The sequence below is a fragment of the Acinetobacter septicus genome, assembly GCF_019355975.1.
Taxonomy (GTDB): domain Bacteria; phylum Pseudomonadota; class Gammaproteobacteria; order Pseudomonadales; family Moraxellaceae; genus Acinetobacter; species Acinetobacter ursingii.
The window spans coordinates 1530522-1551694 of sequence record NZ_CP079898.1 but is presented as its reverse complement, the minus strand read 5'-3'; the positions used below and the strand labels follow the sequence as shown (position 1 = coordinate 1551694).

Genomic DNA, 21173 nt, shown 5'->3' with positions numbered 1-21173 from the left:
GCCAACTTGCGTCCATATAAAGTTTAACTGAGAACGACCCGTGATTCTAAAACGACTAATTGGCTTGTTTTCGCCAGATCTAGCCATTGATTTAGGTACAGCAAATACACTGATTTATGCACCAGGCCGAGGTATTATATTAAATGAGCCGACTGTTGTGGCGATTCGTCACAGTGGTTCGCAGAAAATTGTAGCTGCGGTAGGTCTCGATGCTAAACAAATGTTAGGTCGTACACCAGCCAATATTTCCGCGATTCGTCCAATGAAAGACGGTGTGATTGCTGATTTCGAAGTCACCGAAACCATGTTGAACCAATTTATTGGTAAAGTACATGAAAAACGCTTATTTCCACCCGCACCACGTGTGGTGGTGTGTGTGCCATGCAAATCAACTTTAGTTGAACGCCGTGCCATCCGTGAGGCTGTATTTAATGCAGGTGCGCGTGATGTGCGTTTAATTGAAGAGCCGATGGCCGCTGCGATTGGTGCAGGTATGCCAGTTGAACAAGCGTGTGGTTCGATGGTGGTTGATGTGGGTGGCGGTACCACCGAGATTGCGATTATCTCACTACAAGGCTGTGTATATGCCGATTCACTACGTATTGGTGGTGATGTGTTCGATGAACAGATTATTCATTATGTGCGTAAGGCGCATGGCTGTGTGATTGGTGAAACGACGGCTGAAATTATCAAAAAAGAAGTGGGCATGGCTGTTTCAGATGGTCAGACCTTGGAAATAGAAGTTCGTGGTCGTAATTTGGCAGAAGGTGTACCTCGCTCAATTACCGTGACTTCTGATGAAGTCATGCAAGCGATTTCTGATCCACTTCAAAGCATTGTCAGTGCGGTGAAATCAGCACTTGAACAAACGCCACCTGAACTCTCTTCTGATATCGCAGAGCGCGGAATTGTCTTAACAGGCGGCGGTGCTTTATTGCGTAATCTGGATAAGTTACTTGCTCAGGAAACAGGCTTACCTGTGGTCGTTGCAGAAGATCCTCTGACTTGTGTGACACGTGGTGGCGGTAAAGTACTGGAGTTCTTTGATAACCCAAATCATGACATGCTCTTTGTTGGTTAATACTTTTTAAGGACGAGGCGGTGCAACCGAATCTTTTTTCAAGACAACCGCCATCTTTTCGCTCGTTTGTCATCGCGGTTATTACATGTCTGGTGTTGCTGTTTATTAACTGGCGTATGCCTCATGTTATCAAGCCTGCGAGGGATGTGACCTATGCTGCATATAACCCGATTTATGCACTAGCCAGCTATCCTGTACTGTCGCGAGAATGGCTCAACCAACAAACCAAGTCTGAAACCCAGTTACGTCGTGAAAATACAGCGATGCAGGCTGAGTTGCTTCAGGCACAGGTGCGCCTACAAAAATTATCTGAACTCTCTGCGGAAAATACCCGTTTGCGAGGGTTATTGGATACGCCTTTAATTATTGATGGGCGTATGGAAATTGCAGAAGTGATCGGGACAGATGCAGATCCATTGCGTCATATCATTATTATCAACCGCGGCGAGACCAATCAGATTAAAGTCGGTCAAACAGTTTTGGATGATAAGGGGATTATGGGGCAGGTCATTAATGTCTATCCACATAGTTCACGTATCATGCTGCTTTCAGATAAAGAACATTCACTTTCTGTGCGTCTGGAACGGACTGGGATGCGCGCCATCGTGTCTGGAACTGGCGATCTTGGACGTTTAAAAATGGAATATGTTCCCACAAGTGCCAATGTACAGATTGGGGATAAAGTCTATAGTTCGGGATTGGGCGAACATTTCCCCGCAGGTTATCTGGTGGGAACAGTCTCGTTGGTCCGTCGACATAATTCGGGTGAGTTCTCTGAAATTGATGTGACTCCTGCGGCGCAGTTGGCCAGTGGACATCATGTTGTGGTGTTATTTTCTGAATCCCTAGCGATGGAGCAACCGTATGCCAATCGCTAAGTTAAAATATGAAAAGCGTAAAGATCCTCTGATCATTATTATTATTTCAATAGTCATCAGTTCGATTTTAATGATTTATCCATTGTCCTATGATGTTTCGGGCTGGCGACCATTGGTGATGTTGATGGTCATGCTGTTCTGGGTGCTGTGTCAGCCAACGTGGTGTGGCGTCTGGTTCGCCTTTGCCACTGGATTATTTACCGATTTATTAATCGATTCGCCATTAGGACTCAATGCGCTGAGTTTTGTTCTGATCACGTTTATTGTGCGTTATTTCACTCGTGAAAGACGGATTTTAACGTTTATGAACTTATGGACGATTGTGATTTTAGCCTTGATTGCGCATTTGGTTTTTATGTGGATGGCGCAAATCATGGGAGGCTTCCATTTTTCCATTGCTCGCCATTGGCAACCGTTGATGACCAGTATTTTATGTTGGCCGATCATTTATTATTGTTTACATAAATGGCGCATTTAATTTTGGCGTCAAGCTCGGCCAGACGACAAGAGCTGCTTAGACAACTTGGTTTGAACTTTGATATTGTTCGTCCAGATATTGATGAATCTATACAGGACAATGAATCCGTTTCGAGTTATGTTGAACGTCTGGCACGAGAAAAAGCTCAAGTCATTTTTAGCCAGTGTCCAGATGCAGTGATATTAGCAGCGGATACAAGTTTGGGACTTGATGGTAAGATCATTGGAAAGCCAGAATCTAAAGCGCATGCTTTTGAAATCTGGACCGCATTGTCCGGTCGTCAGCACGATGTTTTTTCTGGAATTTGTGTAGCCACTGCAAGTGATTTTTTGAGTCAAGTTGTACAGACTCGAGTTGAATTTCAGCATTTAACTCAAGCAGATATGGAAAATTATTGGGCAACAGGGGAACCTGTGGGTAAAGCAGGCGCATATGCCATACAGGGAGCAGCTGCCCAATTTATTCCTCGAATTGAAGGCAGTTATAGCAATGTGGTGGGCTTGCCTTTATTTGAGACAATACAGTTATTAAAAAGAGTTAAGTTTATAGGGGAAAACGGCGGCTTTAATTAATCGATTAGATTGGACGCTTGATCTTCTTTAACTCTGGAACAAGAATTTTTATAACATTTTGAGTTTGAGTATGTCAGAAGAACTACTGATTAATGTCACGCCTATGGAGTGTCGGGTGGCATTAATCCAAAACGGAACAGTCAACGAATTATTTGTTGAACGGACAGTCAAACGTGGCTTGGTCGGTAATATCTATACAGGAAAAGTGGTTCGTGTATTGCCGGGTATGCAGGCGGCTTTTGTCGATATTGGATTATCCCGAACTGCATTTCTACATATCAATGACATGGTTTGGCCACGTTCGCAGCCAATGCCAAATGTTTTTGAGCTTTTACATCCGGGGCAAATTCTCACTGTGCAAGTGATGAAAGATATGCTGGGCACTAAAGGCGCGCGTTTAAGTACTGATCTCTCCATTCCTTCACGCTATCTGGTTCTGATGCCTTATGGTAATCATATTGGGGTGTCACAGCGGATTGAATCTGAAGAAGAACGTGATCGTCTGCGTAGCATGATTGAGCGCATTCAAAAAGAACACAATTTACCAGGGAGCGTGATTGTTCGAACGGCGGCTGATGGGATTGATGAAGCATCGATTGCGCAGGATATGTGCTATTTGGCGAAGCTATGGGAGTTTATTCAACGTAAGCAAAAAGGTGGTGTTGTTCCAAATCTAATTTTTGAAGAATTACCTTTACCACAGCGGGTAATCCGAGACTTAGCCAACGAAGAAACCTCAAAGGTATATGTAGATTCACGTGAAATTCATGCAAAATTGGTGGAATTTATCGATGAATTTGTCCCCAATATCAAAGATCGATTGATTCATTATCCCGGCGAGCGTCCATTATTCGATTTATATAATGTCGAAGAAGATATTCAAAAGGCTTTACAGACTCGGGTTGCCTTAAAGTCTGGCGGTTATTTGATGATCGATCAAACTGAAGCTATGACCACCATTGATGTTAATACCGGCTCTTATGTAGGCGGTCGCAGTCTCGAAGACACGGTATTTAAAACCAATATGGAAGCGACACAGGTCATTGCACGTCAGTTACGACTTCGTAATCTGGGCGGTATTATCATCATTGATTTCATTGATATGCAAGAGGCTCTGCATCGTGAAGAAGTGATGCGTCAGCTCGAGAAAATGCTGGAACGTGACCATGCCAAAACCAAAATTACACAAGTGTCTGAGCTTGGTTTGGTAGAAATGACGCGCAAGCGCACGCGCGAATCTTTGGAACATTTGCTGTGTGAGTCTTGCCCGACTTGTCAGGGGCGGGGTTATGTGAAGACAGCAGAAACAGTGTGTTACGAGATATTTCGAGAAATTTTAAGATATACCCGAGCATTTGAATCCAAGAGTGGCTTTACTGTCGTTGCGCATCCTGCGGTGATCGATCGCTTATTGACGGCGGAAGCTACTGCTGTCGCGGATTTGGAGCATTTTGTGAATCGTGTCATAAAATTTCAGGTCGAAAATTTATACACGCAAGAGCAATATGACATCATTTTAAGCTGAAATTGTAACAGGATTTCGCTTAATCCTTGTTACAACTGAAATTTTACTTTCGCCTGCGAATTTTAAATACTAGACATATCCAGTAGCCAAAGACAAATTCTCCCTTTTTAGACGTCTTAGCAAGTCGAGGTTCTCTAGCATGAATGTAAGTGAAAGATTACTTGGTCAAGGTTTAAAACATGTCATGGACAGCAGCAATGTTGTGAATACATGTTATATGGTGGACGATCAAGGTAAAGAAGTACAAATTACCACCGCGATGATCCGCTCAGTGTGTCATCAATTACTCAAACAATGTCGTACCATTAAAAAATAAGGGGCATATCAAGCCCCTTGTTTTATTCTCGTGATGGCTTAACTGACTGCACTGATTTGAGTTTCACGTTGTTGCATACTTTGTTTTTCTGCAATCAACTGTTCAAAACGAAGAATTTCATCTTCCAGATGTGTCAATAAATTTTGCATACGTGGCAATGCATTACGACAAGCGGTTAAACCCACTTCAAGTTTATCCAGATAACTGGTCATGGTGATGTTTAGCGCTTGTCCATCAAGGACAATAGAAGCAGGGTAAAGTGCATCTAGTTTAGCGCCATTCCAGTAAAGCGGCTCACGTGGGCCTGGAACATTGGAAATGACCAGATTAAATGCCTGATGTTTTGGCATCATGCCAGATAAGATATTCAGTCCAGCAGGACCATAGACCACAGCACTATAGTTTAAAATCTGATCACTGGTCATGCGTTTAAAGCGCTGTTTGGCATTTTGTACGCTACGACGAATCGTTTGTAAGCGTTCTAAAGGATCATCTTTATGGGTCGCCAGATTTGCCAGAATCATGGTAATTCGATTACTGACGTCAGAGTCATCACTGCGTAACGAAGCTGGCACCATCGCAATTAATGGTTTATTTGGCAAGCTTTGATGGCTAATTAGATACTCGCGTAATGCACCAGAACACACCGCCAAAACGATATCATTGATGGTGACATCGAGTGCTTTGGCAATATGACGAAAGCGATCTAGTTCAAATGACTGTGCCGCAAAACGGCGTGAAGAACTGACACGTTGATTCAATATTGAACTCGGTGCCTGAAAGCTTGAAACATAATCAGGATTACGCCCGAAGTCTTTTAACAGTGTTTGAGAAAGTTCCTGCATCACCCGTGGCGTAGCTTGCAGTTGATCTTTCAAGCCCATTAACACTTTTTTGATTCGTCCCGGCTTGGACTCTTTTAAACGTTTTGCGCGTTTGCCTTCGACACACCAAGGGGGAACGATACTTTTTTCTGTTGGATCATCTGATAGTGATTTTTCAATCAAACGCATCCCTGCAACGCCATCTACCATCGCGTGATGAATTTTGAAGTACATGGCGAAGCGATTACCCTCAATCCCTTCAATAATATTGCATGTCCAGAGCGGTTTTGCCCGATCAATGAGGGTGCTATGTTCCTGAGAAATATAAATCAGTAACTCGCGAATACGTCCCGGGTGGGGTAAGGAGACATGTCGAAAGTGATGGTCCAGATCGAACTCTTCATCTTCATCCCAAAAGAGGCCGCTCAGTCGATTGTTAAATGGCGGGACAGGAATGGTTTTGGATTTGCGAATATCATTGACCAGATCTTGCATAAATGTATCTGGGGCATTTTCTGGAATTTCAAATAAAAACAGACCGCCTACATGCATAGGCTGTTGTCTTTTTTCTAAGGATAAGAATATAAAGTCAATTGGGTGTAATGGGCGCATAGCTTGGATTGCCTCACTGCAATTATATCAATAACCCTTGATGAGCTACGTTTTTAGAATTATAGAACACGTGTCTATTAGAAGTGTATGACTAGTATATAAGCAAAAATGTACATAAAGCCAATAAAATGTGATGAATGTTGAGATAACACAGAAGCATTGATTTTACTCAATACTTGTTGTTTATAAATTGACTTATTCGTCCTTTTGAAAATGAAGTCTCTATGGGGCGGTTATTCATCGCTGTTTAGGTTTTCTTTCATTATCTCCTTTAATAAAGAGATAAACATGACCTTTGAAAGCCATTTTTTGATTGAATCATTTGATCAATAAAAAAGGTAGCCATTTTCATAAGCTACCTTTTCAAAACTAAGCCATTAATGACTTAAGTGTAAGCCACATTCACGATGTTCTTCACCCTTGGTCGGGTCAAAATAATCTTCATTATCAGGAAGATTATGTTTTTGCATATATTCCCACAGGTCTTTCGATGTCCATTTGAGTAATGGCGCAACCTTAATCAGTCCATCTGGATTGATACTGACCGCGTCCATTTCCGCACGAACTGCGGTATCGGTGGCGCGTAAAGCCGTAAACCAGACTTTCGGTGCAGTTTCGCGTAAAGCACGTTCAAATGGTTCTAGTTTGACTTCTGCGGTAAAAGCTTCATGCTTTGGATCATCTAGTGCAGGTACTGGCCCTTCCAAAGCTTCACGATGGGCGCGAGAACGTTTCGGTAGATAGGTGAGTAGATTGAGATTGAGTCGTTTGGTAATTTCGTCCACATATTTATAGGTGGTTTCGGTGTTGTAGCCATTATCCATCCACACGACTTGGATGTCTGGTTTAACACGTGTCAGCATATGCAAAATCACGGCTTCAAACGGACGGAAATTCGTCGTCACAATGGCTTTTTCATTCAGGCTCAGCGCCCATTCAATCAACTTTTCAGCATCATTGCCTAATTCTGCATTGATACGTTCTAAATCTAAACTCATTCCAGTGTGCCTTATTAGATATCAACTGATTTTGCAGATTATTATAATCTAATTTGAAGCGTCAACCTGAATAATCATTCAATTTGAGTTTAAAAGATTGTGTGTGCAGAAAAGTCTACATGTTAAACTAATGCCATTTTTAAAATCCGCTGGAGTGAGCATGGAAATCGTTTGTTTAGACTTGGAAGGTGTTTTAGTTCCTGAAATCTGGATTAATTTTGCAAAAAAAACAGGCATCAAAGAGCTTGAAGCCACTACGCGCGATATTCCAGACTACGATGTGCTCATGACACAGCGCTTAAATATTTTAAAACAACATGGTTTAGGCTTAAACGACATTCAGTCGGTGATTGCCGATATGGGGCCATTGCCTGGGGCGAAAGAGTTTGTGGAATGGGTGCGTACTCATTTTCAATTGATCATTCTTTCCGATACCTTCTATGAGTTTGCACATCCTTTGATGCAACAACTAGGTTGGCCTACGATTTTCTGTCATAAATTGGAGACAGATGATAAAGGTATGATCACAGCTTATAAACTCCGCCAACCAGATCAAAAACGTGAAGCTGTGAAAGCTTTGCATGGTCTGAATTTCCGTGTAATTGCAGCAGGCGATTCGTATAACGATACCACCATGTTAGGCGAAGCGGATCATGGTTTTTTGTTTGATGCGCCAGATAATGTGATTGCTGAATTTCCTCAATTCCCTGCGATTCATGGCTATGATGCGTTAAAAGAAGCGATTCGTTCAGTTTCACAACGTGATATTCCTGCTTAATCGCTAAGTTATTTAAACAAAAGGCGCTGAAAGCGCCTTTTGTTTTTCAAGCAAGAATCATTAAGAAGCGTTACACGGTTTAGTGGGTAAAATGGATCAAGCATTAAAATAAGGTTTCTTGGTTTTAACTTTTTTGAAGAAACGGCGCGGATTTAATTTTTGTAATAATGATGCTGGCACGGGACAGGCTTCATACAACATCAAGGCTGCCAATATTTCACTACACAATGGCGCAAATAAAAACCCTTTAGAACCTAAACCTGCAAAGGTAAAGATACGCGAGTTTTCCTGAACTTGTCCGAGTAATGGGAAATAATCAGCCGTTTGCGCTCGGATAGAGGCGCGTCCTTGCCAAAAGGCAGGATCTGGCAAGTGTTGTGCATAAGTTGGATAGACGCTGTGGATTAAATCAAAGTTATGCACATGGTCTTCTAGGAGAACATCTTCATCCTCCCGATTTGGGTAAAACGATGCGCCTAAAATTAAATGTTCAGCATCCAGCTGCATACAATAACCGCCATAGCTATACGCTTGGTCTTGAGCTAAAGGGTGTTCGCTATTGTTTAGCCAACTGACTTGACCTCGAATCGGCTTTAGGACAGGGTATTGGTCAAATAAGTCTGAACTGGCTTTAGCGCAACACACGACGACTTGATCTGCCTCTGCTAAAACATCTTGATCTTGCATGAGTTGAACCATCGAATCTGTTTCGATCAGTTGCGTAATTTTGCCGACTTTAAGATCAATATTTGGATGTTTCAGGATTTGATCACGAAGCTGATGCGGAGAAACCGCGCCAGCCTGTGTCAGCTTTAAACTGGACAAGGTCGTGGCAATTTGATTCTGTTCAGGCGTTTGCGTTTGTAATAATCCAACTGGATATTGTTCTGCAAGATCGAGTAAGTCTTGTGGGTTTTTTTGTGCTATTTGGTTGACTTGAATGGCACGAAAAGCTTCAAATTTTGGATAAAAATTTAAAGCATATTGCCAGGTCAGGGTCATTAAATGCTCATGCGCTTGTTCAATCGGACAGAGTTTTGGATTAAGCAAGGCCAACGGATTGCCTGATCCACCTGAGAGGGGGTGCTTCTGCTCATAGATGGTAATGTGGTGTCCACGTTGAGCCAATGTCCATGCCACACTCAAACCCGCGATTCCCGCCCCAATAACCGCAATATTTTGTGGTTTAAAGGCTTCGGTAGGCTGATCTATAGCAGATGATTCAGTTTTTTCTTCAGTCTGTTGCCAGATTGCTTTGAGCATTTCACGTTTATGACCAAACCCTTTGGGTCTGGAAATCGTGATGCCATGTTTTTTAAGGCCGCGTTTCAATACACCTGCCACACTAAACGATGCAAAAGTTGTCCCAATATCAGAAAGCCTGACGATGTGATTGAGCACCTGTTCTTCCCAAAGCTCTGGATTACATGAGGGCGCAAAGCCATCCAGAAACCATGCATCAACCGCTTTGGTTTTTTCAATCATAGGGAAAACATCATGTGCATCACCTAGCCATAGATCCAGACTAAATCGTTCTTCAGGAAAACTTAAACGATGACAGCCTGCGATTGGAAGGGGATATTGTGCAATAAGTTGGTCCGCAAGAGGTTTGAGTTCAGGCCATGCATTTAATGCGCGGATCAAATCGGTTTTGCTTAAAGGATATTTCTCAACGCTGATGGCATGTAAATGGCTATGATTAGCTGGACGTACCTGTTGCCAGAGTTGCCACAAGGTTAAAATATTTAAGCCTGTACCAAACCCTGTTTCACCGACACAGAAATATTGAAAAGGTTGTAGTTGACTTAACCGCGTACTGAGATCGTTGCCATTTAAAAAGACATGTCGGGTTTCAAGTAAGCCATTGGCTTTAGAGAAATAAACATCGCCAAACTGTCTGGAAATGGGAATATCAATGCCATCGACAGATTCCCAATCCAGTTCAGCCGTTTCAATACCAGAGCTTGTCACTGAAAAACCTTTAAAATCGTTTTAAAGGATGAATTTTACCACTGACGACGACGTTTGGTGTGAATATAACTGGCAATCAGAAAGCCCAGAAATACACCTACGCCCATGACTGCACCGCCGTACAAAAACATTTGCGCACTGCGTTCACTTTGTAAGACTTGAACTTGAACCAACAGATTATCATTTTTGAGTTGTAACTCTTGATTCTGAGTTAAAGCATCCAGATTGGCTTGTTCCAGTTGTTTGAGTCGTCCTGCCTGATCTTTAACCAATGCCTTGATTTTGTTGTCCTGATCAGCTTTGGCTTTTGCAATTTGTTCGGCTGTTAACGGTTTGGTTTCTGCATTTGGGTCAGCCACAACAGCGCTATTGGCAGGCGCTGGTTTTGCAGTTGCGGTTGTCGTGGCGGTTGCTGCCACTGGTGTTGGAGCTGCTGCGTTGGGTACAGCTTCAACAGCCCATGCCGTTGAACATAATAGTGATAAACCAATAAGCACTTTGGAAATGGTTGACATAATTTTACTCTTTCGGAAATGCTTTATTGAATGGTTTAACTTCAATGTTTGCATAAATCCCTTCAAGCAGGAAAGGCTCATCTTTGAGCCATGTATCCAGTGCTTCGCGGCTGTCAAAGTCTACAATAATGGTACTGCCATAAAAACCCGCTTGTGGATTGGTCGGATCTTTAGGCATTGCACCTGCCACAATCAGACGACCTTCATCATCCAGTTTTTGTAATCGTTCAAGGTGTTGAGGGCGAACAGCTAAACGTTTTTCTACAGTTCCGTCATTGTCGGTACAGGTGACTACAAATAATGGCATAGGTCAATCTCAGTGTTTGATTTTAAAGCAATTTAAGCATCAGGCGATTTAAAGTATTTACGCAGTACAATAAACTGAATAATGATAAAGGAAAACATGACGATCATGTCACCAAAAGCTGTAAATTCACCCCAATATTTGCCATGCATAAAAATAAAGGCAAAAAAGCAATGTAACAGCGACATCACCACAAACATGGCTGCCCAAGCAAAGTTTAAGTTTTTCCAGCCTTGTTCACTCAGTTCAAAAATCGGGCCAAATAAACGTTGGATCAGTGGTTTCTTATCTTTGCTGAACATCGGTGAAAGTAAAAATGCCCCTGCAAAAATCAGATTCAAAATCACGGCTTTTAAACGGATATAGAAATCATCACTGAGCATCAAGGTAATACCGCCAAAAATGACGGTCATAAACAGCACAATCCATTGCTGTTTTTCCAGACGGAACTTTTGAGTAATGAACAATCCACCATAAATAATCAACATGGAAATAATCAGACCCGTTGTCGCGACGAGAATATTATTGTTATCAACACCACCTGCTGATCCAATCAATTGTAATAAGGGATGATGCGTATCTTTGGGATCAACGGTTTTGTATAAATAAAAGAAAATAATGAGGGGCACAAAGTCTAAAAGTGCTTTCATGTTAGAGTATCTAAACTGGATCAACGAAGTGGCATAGTATAAAGATGCAAGGCATAGATTTACATACACATAGCAATATTTCTGATGGAACTTTGTCACCAGATGCATTGGTCAAATCGGCAGTTGAATGTGGTATTCATACGCTGGCCTTGACTGATCATGACACGATGGATGGTGTGGAACTCGTTAGAAAAACTGCTCAACAGTATGATATTCATATCATTTCTGGTGTTGAAATCTCCAGTCAATGGTCACGCCCAGCCACGAAAAAGAGCTATGGTGTGCATATTGTCGCCTTAGATATGCAACAGCCTGAACCTCTACAAGATGCACTTACGATACAAAAAAAGATTCGTGCAGAACGTGCCAAACAAATTTGCCATTTACTTAAAAGTTGTATCGGACAGGATATTTATGAAGATGTGCTGACTTTGGTCGATGGAGAGGCAGATCGAATCACGCGAACACATATTGCTAAAACCCTAGTGAACAAGGATATTGTTTCACGTCCACAGCAGGCTTTTGATCGGTTTCTAAAAGAAGGTAAACGCGCTTTTGTAAAATTTGATGGTTTGAGTCTGCAAGAGACTATTCAGATCATTCATCAGAGTGAAGGATATGCTGTATTGGCGCATCCGACGCGCTATGACTTATCGGCGACCAATGTCCGTTATTTGATTGAACTGTTTGCACAACTTAAAGGCGATGCGGTGGAATTACCACCGAGTGGTGAGCCATTATCTACTCGTCAAATGGTCGATCGAATGATCGAACAGTTGGATTTAAAAGTTTCAATTGGCAGTGATTTTCACGGCGATAATATGCCGTGGATTAAACTTGGGCATACACCTGTGCCTAAAGCGGATCAACAGGGGATTTGGAATGTGTTTAGATAAAAATTTAATGCGTATTATCGTCATACCACGGATATTGATATTGAAAGTAATGGCTTAAGTATTCTAAGAAGAATTGGATTTTGGGTGGAACAAGTTTTCGATTTGGCCATACAGCATAAATCGAAGTAGATTCGACGGGATAATTGTGAAGGATTTGCACCAGTTTACCTGAGGCTAAATCATCAGCGATATGCCAGATCGAATGATTGGATATGCCTAATCCAGATAAGGATGCCTGTCTGATTGCTTCACCAGAGTTCGTTGTAAAATATCCATTGACACGGATAGTTTGATATTCAGCATTTTCATCAAGCAACTGCCAATGATCCGTTAAACCATTTTCATGCTGTTGTAATAGACATCGGTGCAATGTCAATTCAGATGGGGTCTGGGGACAACCATATTTTTGCAGATAATCTGGAGATGCACACAATAAGCGTTTATTTAAGGTTAATGGTTTTGCAATTAAGCTTGAATCTCTCAACTGACCAATTCTAATCGCCAAATCCATACCATATTTGATGAGATCAATATTTTGGTCATTTAAATCCAGATAAATTTTTAGCTCAGGATGCAAAAGAGAAAACTCAGCAATAATAGCCGTTAAAATTTTCGTTCCAAAGGTTGAAGATGTTGTAATTCTGAGTGTTCCATTGAGAGTATGGTCTTTGACTTTTAACGACTGTTGTACATTTAAAAAATCAGAAATCCAAGGGCGACCGTGCTCAATGAGTATTTTTCCTTCTTCCGTCAGGTTTAATTTTCTTGTGCTTCGATGAAATAAACGTAACTGTAGATTGTTTTCTAATCGCTGAATCCTTTGGCTGGCAACAGATGCCGAAATATTAGCTTCTTGTGCAGCTTTACTGATAGAGCCCAGATCTGCAACGCGAATAAAAAATTGAAAATCTTCTGTATTCATGATCAATAAAATCAGAAAAGTATTTTCTCATTATCATGGTTTTTTTGAAAATGTCATTGCGCTATTGTGAATTTAACAAGATAAAACACGAAGTTGGAGTGAGTAATGAATTATCATTTTTTAGGAAACTCCGGTTTAAAAGTCTCTGAGCTTGGTTTTGGTGCAGGGACTTTAGGCGGCAAAGGTCAACTTTTTTCTGCTTGGGGACAACCGAGTCAAACCGAAGCTAATCGTATGATCCAAATGTGTCTGGATGCTGGAATTAATTTTTTTGATACTGCTGATGTCTATTCCGATGGCGAGTCTGAGACAATGTTGGGCAAGGCTTTAGCCTTAGATAGAAAAGACACGATTATTTCTACCAAAATCGGTATTCGAAGCTCAGATGCGTTAAATGCGGCAGGTTTTAGTCGCAACTATTTGCAATATGCCGTAGAGCAGTCTTTAAAGCGCTTGGGTACAGATTATATTGATGTGTTGCAACTCCATCAATTTGATAGCTTTACTTCATTGCATCAACTGATGAAAACACTGGATGAATTGGTTCGAAGTGGAAAAGTACGTTATATCGGCGTTTCAAATTTTTCAGGTTGGCAATTAATGAAGGCACAAGCGATTGCCGATCATTATGGTTATGAAAAGTTTGTGGTCAATCAGGTTTACTACTCATTGATCGGTCGGGATTATGAATGGGAGTTAATGCCTTTAAATGATGATCAACAAATTGCCGCTGTGGTCTGGAGTCCATTAGGCTGGGGGCGTTTGACAGGGAAATTTGATCGACAACATCCGATCCCTGCTGAAAGTCGCTTGCATGATACTGCTCAATTTGCTCCTCCTGTCAACGAAGATCATTTATACCAAGTGATTGATGCTTTGAAAGAAATTTCGGAAGAAACAGGTTATACCATTCCTCAAATTTCTTTACAGTGGTTATTACAAAGACCCACTGTGGCGAGTGTGCTGATTGGCGCTCGAAATGAAACACAACTTCAAGATAATCTAAAGGCCAAAGATATTTATTTATCCCATGAACATGTTGAAAAATTGAATCAAGCGAGTGCGATTTATCCAGCTTATCCTTATTATCCGTATTGGAATGGACAATTTACAGAGCGCTTTAAATCAATTGTTGACTCTCAATTTATTCTTCACTGATCTGAAGCATTTTCTATAAGATCTGTGCGTGAGATTATAAGAACAGGCTAGAGGTTATAACAAATTATGATCTTGTGCTTGAATAGGCGGTGGGGTTGGTCTGCCTAAAGTTCCTAATAACTCAATTTCGATGAGCCGCACCATCGAGTCGAGTGGAAGGTCATTACTTTGTGTGCCAAAGGGTTCTTCAATTTCAGAACTTAAAGCATCCAGCCCTAAAAAAGTATAGGTTAAAATCCCGACCAGTAATGGCGTCCCTAAACCCAGAATAGGCCCCACGCTAAAAGGCAACATAAAACAGAAAAAGAACACGGTACGATTCAGCAAAACCGAGTAAGCAAAGGGAATAGGGGTGTTGGCAATACGGTCGCAACCGGTCTGTACTAGACTGAGTTCGGTGACATAGCGATTTAACTGCGTGTAAATAATGTCACTGATCTCACCTTCTTTAAGCGATTGCATTAACTCCCATTGAATCAGGCTTAAAGTGTATTGTGGTGCATTATGTTGTTGATAGAGCTGCGTCAGGGCTTGTTGACTCATTCCTGTGGTTTCTGTCAGCTCAGTCGGATGTGCTGTTTGATGACGCAGGCGATCGCGAAGTGTATTGGCAAAAACAATCACATGTTGAATGACTTTCTCACGACGACCTTGTGGCAAAATACGGCAGTCCCGATCAAAATGTCGTGCATTGGCGATCAAGGCTCCCCAGAGTTTACGGCCTTCCCACCAACGATCATAACAGGCACTATTTTTAAAGCCTAAAAAAATGGAAAGTACGACGCCAATGAGGGTAAAACCGACAAGGGGAAGTTCTGGGAAATGATAAATCTGAGTATATTCAAGCCCACCGACAATCGCAGAGAGCAGCATCACCACGCCGAGCGCAGGTAAAATTTTGGGTAAAATTGTTCCGCGCCAAGAAAACAGTAACTTTATGAGATCGGTTTGGTCGCGTACAATCATGATTCAACGGGCAAGGATTTTTTTATGATCTTTACCAGTTGGTCAGACTTTGTCAATACAATTGCCACATGATTTTATAAATTGAGCAGTCGCTGTTCAGCAAATGAAAAAGTTGCCTGTTTAGCCACAATAATATGATCAATCAACTTGATCTCGACACATTCACAAGCCTGTTTTAACTGTTGGGTCATTTCAATATCTTCGACCGAAGGCTGTACTTCACCAAAGGGATGGTTATGTGCAATCACGATAAAACTAGCATGTTGTTGAATGGCATAACGCAAGGTTTGTTTGATTGAAACACTGCAAAAATTGGTAGAGCCAAAAAACAGTTTCTTGAAATGTAACTTGCGTAACTGACTGTCCAGACACAGGACAGCAAATACTTCCTGCGTTTCACCTTGTAACTCATAACGTAAATAATCGAGTACCAGTTGAGATGAATCCAGATTTAAATAATCTTGATGAAAATGATTATTCAAATAACGCCTGCCTAACTCCTTGACTGCCATTAATTGTGAATATTTGGTCGCGCCCATTCCATGAAACTGACACAGCTCTTCCTGTGAAGCGTCAAATACAGGATTAAGTCCCCCAAAATGCTGAATCAGGAGTCTAGCCAGTTCAACCGCAGAGTGCTGTCTGGAGCCTGAACGTAAGAAAATCGCCAGTAATTCTGCATCTGATAAACTGCTTGCGCCTTGTTCTAGCAGGCGTTCACGTGGGCGTTCTTGTTGTGGCCACGCTTTGATCGATTGTTTAATAGAATGATTCATTATAAATATCACTTATTGCCATTATTTTAATTCTGATTTCATAGCCAATCACTTGGGTATGCGCGTATTTAATGCTATTGTGAGCGCCACTGCAACATAAAGGTAAGCTGTTTGTGAGCTTTGATTTAAGTGTTATTCCTCATAAAAACATCATCCTAGCGGTTACTGGCGGCATAGCAGCCTACAAAAGTGCGATTATCGTTCGTCGGCTAAAAGATTATGGATTTAATGTGCGTGTGGTGATGACCCACGGCGCACAAGCATTTATTACCCCCTTAACTTTTCAGGCACTTTCAGGTAATCCTGTACATACCGAATTACTAGATCCTGAAGCAGAAGCGGGCATGGGGCATATCGAGTTGGCGCGTTGGGCCGACTTGGTTTTGGTTGCACCAGCAAGCTGTGATAGTTTGGCAAAATTTGCGCATGGTTTAGCAGACGATTTACTCAGCACCTTGTATTTGGCGACTAAAGCGCCTGTTTGGGTCGCGCCTGCCATGAATCAGCAAATGTGGGCAGCAAAAGCCACACAGCGTAATTTACAAACATTGGTGGAAGATGGCATTCATGTGATTATGCCTGATGCAGGTTCGCAAGCTTGTGGGGATGTTGGTCTGGGGCGTATGCCTGAACCTGAACAATTGGCTTATCAGGTGCGCGAATATTTTCATAAAGCCCAACGTGCCATCGCAGAAAAATTTGGATTATTGGCAGGTAAGCATGTGGTGGTGACCGCAGGGCCTACACGTGAAGCGATTGATCCTGTGCGTTATATTTCCAATCATAGTACGGGGAAAATGGGCTTTTCTCTAGCCGCAGCGTGTTATGCAGCAGGTGCGAAGGTGACTTTAATTGCAGGCCCTGTAACGCTGGATACGCCAAATGGTGTGCAACGTGTCAATGTTGCTTCAGCTGTGCAAATGCTGGATGCCAGTATGCAAACGCTAGATGAAGGCTGTGATATTTTTATCGCAACGGCAGCAGTGGCAGATTACCGCGTTGCTCAAGTGGCAGATCAAAAAATTAAAAAAGCAGGCGATGAGTTGGCAGTTTCACTGATTAAAAATCCAGATATTGTTGCGACCATTGCACAGCAACAACAGCGCCCATTTATGGTGGGGTTTGCCGCAGAAACGCAAAATGTTGAAGAATATGCAGCAGGCAAACTGGTGGCGAAAAAACTGGATATGATTGCTTGTAACGATGTCTCACGTAAAGATATTGGTTTTGCTTCAGATGAAAATGCCATGACGGTGTTTTTTGCACAAAGTTATCATATGAAGAAACGTGAACTTGAAAAAGCCTCTAAACAGGAAATTTCGCAGCAATTGGTCGAAGCCATTGCTGACGCTTTAAAACGCAAAATTTAAACTGGCTGTGTTTATGCAGCTAAATTTGAGACAAAGCTCCAACAAAAGGCGCTTTTTCTTTTTTTGAAACTTGGTTATGTTTGAGCTGTCAAATGATTGACTAAACAGGGAATACACCGATGAAGACAGTATGGTTCAGTGCATTGTTTCTAAGTTGTTTTGGATTGAGCCACCTTGCGACGGCAGCCACTTTACATGACAACATGGTAACAATTGCAACTGCTTATGCAGATTTTAATAAATCGACTAATGCCAATGATGCCAGTTCTGCACTGACAAAAATGCGAATGGCTGCGCTTGATTCTAAAACATCGAAACCCAATAAATTAAAAAATCAGCCAGATCATAGCGCTGATGTTAAAGCCTATCAGGCTGGACTTGATCAACTGGTCGCTGAAATTGATAAGACGTCTGGATTGGTCAAAGCCAATCAATTGGCTCAGGCGAAAGTAGAAGGCAAAAACCTGCTTAATATTCGCAATGAAAATCATAAAAAATTTAAATAAAGCCTGACCGAATATTAGACATAAAAAAACCACCAAACGGTGGTTTTTTTATTTGGGCAATTAAGCCTGACCTTCAGCAACGGTTGCCTGAGCACGTTGCATATTGGCTTCAAATTCAGCATCAAAGTTGATAGGAGTCAACAGTAATTGAGGGAAACTGCCTTTTGTCACCATATCATTGACTGCTTCACGCAAGAACGGGAACAGAATGTTCGGGCAGTAAGCACCTAGAATGTATGGAAGGCGTTCTTCTTCAATATTTTCAATCAGGAAAATACCTGCTTGAGTGACATCTACAATAAACGCTGTCTCGCCATCATTATTGGCTTGAACCACTACTTTTAATGACACTTCAAAGTGAGTTGGATCAACTTTTTCAGCAGCAGATGAAAGGTTGATATTCAACTCTGGTTGCCATTGTTTAGTAAAAACTTGCGCCCCAGGAACTTCAAATGAAATGTCTTTGGTATAAAGACGTTCTAAAGCGAGTTGTGGTTGAGTTTGTTGTTCTTCACTCATTCTTCTTTCCTTTACAATTTAAGCGAGTTTAGGCCAGTAACGGGTCGAGTTTACCATCACGCTCTAAAGCATAAAGCTGGTCAAAACCACCAATAAACTGATCATTAATAAAAATTTGAGGCACAGTGCGATGATTGGTGCGTTGGATCAATTCAACGCGTACTTCTGGTGCTTCATTGGATAAATTAATTTCTTTATACTCAACGCCTTTACGCTCAAGAAGCTGTTTTGCACGCACACAATACGGACACATTGTGGTCGAGTAAATCGTGATATTTGCAGACATAAAGTTCTCCTTAAGCTTTGGTTTTGCTTTTCACCAGTGGCAGGTTTTGTGCTTTCCAGTTACTAATTCCGCCATCAAGACGATAACTGTCAGCATGACCAACTTTTTGCAGGGCACTGCCTGCAACCTGACCTAAATTACAAATGAACACCAATGGGCGATCACTTGATTTTAACTCATCAATATGGCTAGTCAGTTGGCTATATGGAATGTTACGGCTACCGCTGATATGACCTTCACGAAAATCACCCGCATCACGTAGATCAATCAGTTGAGCATTTTTCGCTTTAACTAAAATACCAAGTGATTGTGGGGAAATCTTACGACCATTACGTTGCCCTTCAAAAACAAAGAACAGCACAATTAAAACAGCCAAGATTCCAAACAAAAAGGGGTGATTCCCCATAAACTCTAACCAGCGTTCCACAAGTCACCTAATTCAGCTTAAAATTGACGTAGAGTATAGCTCATATACATGGTGATCAAAATCACCAGTTCAAGGGTAATTTTGATAGAAAATTAACTTTTTTGTTGCGCATCCTGAATTTCTTCATTTAAACGCAAATAACTTTCAAGTCTACGCGGTAAAATTTCACCCGCGACAACCGCATTTTTGAGTGCGCACTGTTTTTCATGCGTATGCGTACAATTACGGAATTGGCAATGTCCCAAGTGCGATGCAATTTCTGGAAAGCCTTCACGAATTTTATCTGCATTTAAATGCCAAAGCCCAAATTCACGTATCCCCGGAGAATCAATCAACGCACCATTTTGACCAAAACTGATCAAACGAGTGGACGTGGTGGTGTGTTGTCCCAATGCCGAGTTCTCTGAAATGATATTGGTTTTTTGCTCTGCATCTGGCACGATGGCATTGATGAGTGAACTTTTACCGACACCAGACTGCCCAACAAATGCCACAGTTTCACCATCGAGTCGTTCATGTAACGCTGATAAATCACCTTTGGCCTGACAAATCAGACTTTCATAACCCAGCGTTTTATATTCATCGAGCAAGGTCAAAATTGGATCATGCTCTTGAAGTAAATCAGATTTATTAAGCACCAAAAGTGCAGGGATATTGGCATCTGCACAGGCGACTAAATATCGATCAATCAGACTCGGTGCTGGTTCTGGCAATGGCGCAAAGACAATCACAATTAGACTGATATTGGCTGCCACAGGTTTGACTTTATGGTAGCGATCAGGACGAGTGAGTAAGGATTGGCGTGGATGAATGGCCGTAATAATGCCTAAACCTGTATTGGGATCGGCTTGCCATTTGACTCGATCACCTGTGACCAAGAGTTCAAGATTGGTGCGCGCATGACAACGCCAGACACTGCCGATTGCTATGGGTTTCCAGAATGGTTCTGGTTCACCCTCAGCAACTATGGGCTTTTCAGGATGAGGCTCGGGTACAGATAAAGCCTGTACTTCAAGTTGGCGACCATAGTGTTGCACAACCAAGCCTTCCAGATCATGAGAAGTCTCGATTTCCTCTTGGCGTGCCTTATGTTGTTTGTCTATGCGGCGTTGCTGTTGTTCAGTTAAGCGCCGTTTACGAATTAGAGCCATTCATTCCTAAAACCCACTGTTTGAGGTGGCAAAAATAGCATGAACTGGCTATGGAATTACAGCCAAGATGTAATTAATTTGCTACTATTGATGTTTTTCAAGCCTTTAAGATTCCATATTCATGAGCAGCACATTAGATACACGGTTAATCTGGATTGACCTCGAAATGACTGGTTTAGACACAGACAATGACCAGATTATTGAAGTTGCAACGATTATTACAGATGATCATTTAAATATTTTGGCAGAAGGTCCAGTTTTGGCGGTGCATCAGCCAGATCGTATTTTAAATGCTATGGATGAATGGAATACACGTCAACATGGACAGTCGGGCTTGATTGAACGTGTGCGTCGTAGCAAATTAACCGCTCAGGATGCAGAGCAGCAAACGCTTGAATTTTTAAAAAAATGGGTTAGCCCAAAAAGCTCGCCCATGTGTGGTAATTCGATCTGTCAGGATCGCCGTTTTTTACATCGTTTGATGCCTGAACTCGAACAATTTTTTCATTACCGTAATTTGGACGTGTCGAGTGTGAAAGAACTGGCTAAACGCTGGCGTCCAGAAATCATGAGCGGCTTGAAAAAAAATGCTTCGCATTTAGCGATGGATGATATTCGTGATTCGATTGCCGAGCTGAAATATTATCGTGAATACTTTTTTATTAAGAACTAATCAATTAGAAAATAAAACGAT

Annotated in this window: 25 protein-coding genes; 12 read left to right on the top strand and 13 right to left on the bottom strand. The window is 41.7% G+C overall.

Going from position 1 to position 21173, the window contains the following annotated elements; translation table 11 throughout:
- Positions 1-40: 40 nt before the first annotated feature.
- From I6L31_RS07395 to I6L31_RS07370, 6 genes are all read left to right on the top strand, one after another.
- Positions 41-1081 (top strand): rod shape-determining protein, encoded by a 1041-nt coding sequence (locus tag I6L31_RS07395; RefSeq protein ID WP_004992581.1) that lies wholly within the window; start codon positions 41-43, stop codon positions 1079-1081.
- Between the two features lie 20 nt (positions 1082-1101).
- Entirely contained in the window at positions 1102-1959 is an 858-nt protein-coding gene (gene mreC, locus I6L31_RS07390; RefSeq protein ID WP_004992584.1) for a rod shape-determining protein MreC, read from the top strand.
- Positions 1946-2437, top strand: coding sequence for a rod shape-determining protein MreD (gene mreD, locus I6L31_RS07385; RefSeq protein WP_004992586.1), 492 nt, complete (start codon positions 1946-1948; stop codon positions 2435-2437). Before mreC ends, mreD begins: the two co-directional genes overlap by 14 nt.
- On the top strand, positions 2425-3009 hold the full coding sequence (locus I6L31_RS07380; protein ID WP_004992589.1) for a Maf-like protein: 585 nt from the start codon (positions 2425-2427) through the stop codon (positions 3007-3009). The genes mreD and I6L31_RS07380 overlap by 13 nt, the downstream gene beginning before the upstream one ends.
- A 70-nt stretch (positions 3010-3079) precedes the next feature.
- On the top strand, positions 3080-4534 hold the full coding sequence (gene rng, locus I6L31_RS07375) for a ribonuclease G (protein WP_004992590.1): 1455 nt from the start codon (positions 3080-3082) through the stop codon (positions 4532-4534).
- Between the two features lie 139 nt (positions 4535-4673).
- Positions 4674-4850 carry a PA1571 family protein gene (locus I6L31_RS07370; protein WP_004992592.1) on the top strand — a complete coding sequence of 59 codons (177 nt, stop codon included), beginning with the start codon at positions 4674-4676 and terminating at the stop codon, positions 4848-4850.
- A 38-nt stretch (positions 4851-4888) separates the two neighbouring features.
- Here the strand turns inward: I6L31_RS07370 and I6L31_RS07365 are convergent, their stop codons facing one another.
- Together I6L31_RS07365 and I6L31_RS07360 are read right to left on the bottom strand one after the other, a co-directional pair.
- A complete protein-coding gene (locus I6L31_RS07365) occupies positions 4889-6286 on the bottom strand; it encodes a WS/DGAT/MGAT family O-acyltransferase (RefSeq protein ID WP_005002205.1) in 1398 nt (465 codons plus the stop codon).
- A gap of 377 nt (positions 6287-6663) precedes the next feature.
- On the bottom strand, positions 6664-7284 hold the full coding sequence (locus I6L31_RS07360) for a phosphoadenosine phosphosulfate reductase domain-containing protein (protein ID WP_005002207.1): 621 nt from the start codon (positions 7282-7284) through the stop codon (positions 6664-6666).
- 160 nt (positions 7285-7444) lie between these two features.
- Here I6L31_RS07360 and thrH point away from each other — a divergent pair, with 160 nt between their 5' ends.
- Complete coding sequence (thrH, locus tag I6L31_RS07355; RefSeq protein ID WP_005002209.1) at positions 7445-8062, top strand: bifunctional phosphoserine phosphatase/homoserine phosphotransferase ThrH; 618 nt, start codon at positions 7445-7447, stop codon at positions 8060-8062.
- A 96-nt stretch (positions 8063-8158) separates the two neighbouring features.
- Here thrH and mnmC read toward each other — a convergent pair whose 3' ends face one another.
- The 4 genes from mnmC to I6L31_RS07335 are packed head-to-tail and all read right to left on the bottom strand — an operon-like array spanning position 8159 to position 11502.
- Positions 8159-10033, bottom strand: a complete 1875-nt coding sequence (mnmC, locus tag I6L31_RS07350) for an FAD-dependent 5-carboxymethylaminomethyl-2-thiouridine(34) oxidoreductase MnmC (protein WP_005002210.1) — start codon at positions 10031-10033, stop codon at positions 8159-8161.
- 35 nt (positions 10034-10068) lie between these two features.
- Positions 10069-10548 carry a hypothetical protein gene (locus I6L31_RS07345; protein ID WP_005002213.1) on the bottom strand — a complete coding sequence of 160 codons (480 nt, stop codon included), beginning with the start codon at positions 10546-10548 and terminating at the stop codon, positions 10069-10071.
- Between the two features lie 4 nt (positions 10549-10552).
- Complete coding sequence (locus tag I6L31_RS07340; RefSeq protein ID WP_004992606.1) at positions 10553-10855, bottom strand: YciI family protein; 303 nt, start codon at positions 10853-10855, stop codon at positions 10553-10555.
- A 32-nt stretch (positions 10856-10887) separates the two neighbouring features.
- A complete protein-coding gene (locus I6L31_RS07335; protein WP_005002216.1) occupies positions 10888-11502 on the bottom strand; it encodes a septation protein IspZ in 615 nt (204 codons plus the stop codon).
- A gap of 44 nt (positions 11503-11546) precedes the next feature.
- On the opposite strand from I6L31_RS07335, the gene I6L31_RS07330 reads away from it, so the two are divergent.
- Complete coding sequence (locus I6L31_RS07330) at positions 11547-12398, top strand: PHP domain-containing protein (protein WP_005002219.1); 852 nt, start codon at positions 11547-11549, stop codon at positions 12396-12398.
- Between the two features lie 4 nt (positions 12399-12402).
- On the opposite strand, the gene I6L31_RS07325 is transcribed toward I6L31_RS07330, so the two are convergent.
- Positions 12403-13320, bottom strand: coding sequence for a LysR family transcriptional regulator (locus I6L31_RS07325; protein ID WP_005002221.1), 918 nt, complete (start codon positions 13318-13320; stop codon positions 12403-12405).
- A gap of 105 nt (positions 13321-13425) precedes the next feature.
- On the opposite strand from I6L31_RS07325, the gene I6L31_RS07320 reads away from it, so the two are divergent.
- Positions 13426-14478: an aldo/keto reductase gene (locus I6L31_RS07320; RefSeq protein WP_005002224.1), complete on the top strand. Its 1053-nt coding sequence runs from the start codon at positions 13426-13428 to the stop codon at positions 14476-14478.
- Positions 14479-14532: 54 nt separating this feature from the next.
- Here I6L31_RS07320 and I6L31_RS07315 read toward each other — a convergent pair whose 3' ends face one another.
- Positions 14533-15444, bottom strand: a complete 912-nt coding sequence (locus I6L31_RS07315) for a bestrophin family protein (protein WP_004992618.1) — start codon at positions 15442-15444, stop codon at positions 14533-14535.
- Positions 15445-15518: 74 nt separating this feature from the next.
- A complete protein-coding gene (radC, locus tag I6L31_RS07310; protein ID WP_005002227.1) occupies positions 15519-16220 on the bottom strand; it encodes a RadC family protein in 702 nt (233 codons plus the stop codon).
- Between the two features lie 113 nt (positions 16221-16333).
- On the opposite strand from radC, the gene coaBC reads away from it, so the two are divergent.
- Entirely contained in the window at positions 16334-17590 is a 1257-nt protein-coding gene (gene coaBC / locus I6L31_RS07305) for a bifunctional phosphopantothenoylcysteine decarboxylase/phosphopantothenate--cysteine ligase CoaBC (RefSeq protein WP_005002231.1), read from the top strand.
- A gap of 119 nt (positions 17591-17709) precedes the next feature.
- Positions 17710-18096 (top strand): cytochrome b562, encoded by a 387-nt coding sequence (gene cybC, locus I6L31_RS07300; protein ID WP_004992623.1) that lies wholly within the window; start codon positions 17710-17712, stop codon positions 18094-18096.
- Positions 18097-18156: 60 nt separating this feature from the next.
- Here the strand turns inward: cybC and secB are convergent, their stop codons facing one another.
- From secB to rsgA, 4 genes are all read right to left on the bottom strand, one after another.
- On the bottom strand, positions 18157-18615 hold the full coding sequence (gene secB / locus I6L31_RS07295) for a protein-export chaperone SecB (protein WP_004992624.1): 459 nt from the start codon (positions 18613-18615) through the stop codon (positions 18157-18159).
- Between the two features lie 28 nt (positions 18616-18643).
- Positions 18644-18901, bottom strand: coding sequence for a glutaredoxin 3 (grxC, locus tag I6L31_RS07290; protein ID WP_005002241.1), 258 nt, complete (start codon positions 18899-18901; stop codon positions 18644-18646).
- A 10-nt stretch (positions 18902-18911) separates the two neighbouring features.
- On the bottom strand, positions 18912-19328 hold the full coding sequence (locus I6L31_RS07285) for a rhodanese-like domain-containing protein (protein WP_004992628.1): 417 nt from the start codon (positions 19326-19328) through the stop codon (positions 18912-18914).
- Positions 19329-19420: 92 nt separating this feature from the next.
- Positions 19421-20479, bottom strand: a complete 1059-nt coding sequence (gene rsgA, locus I6L31_RS07280) for a ribosome small subunit-dependent GTPase A (protein ID WP_005002243.1) — start codon at positions 20477-20479, stop codon at positions 19421-19423.
- 121 nt (positions 20480-20600) lie between these two features.
- Between rsgA and orn the strand changes: the two genes are divergently transcribed.
- Entirely contained in the window at positions 20601-21152 is a 552-nt protein-coding gene (gene orn / locus I6L31_RS07275; RefSeq protein ID WP_004992630.1) for an oligoribonuclease, read from the top strand.
- The last annotated feature ends 21 nt before the right edge of the window (positions 21153-21173 follow it).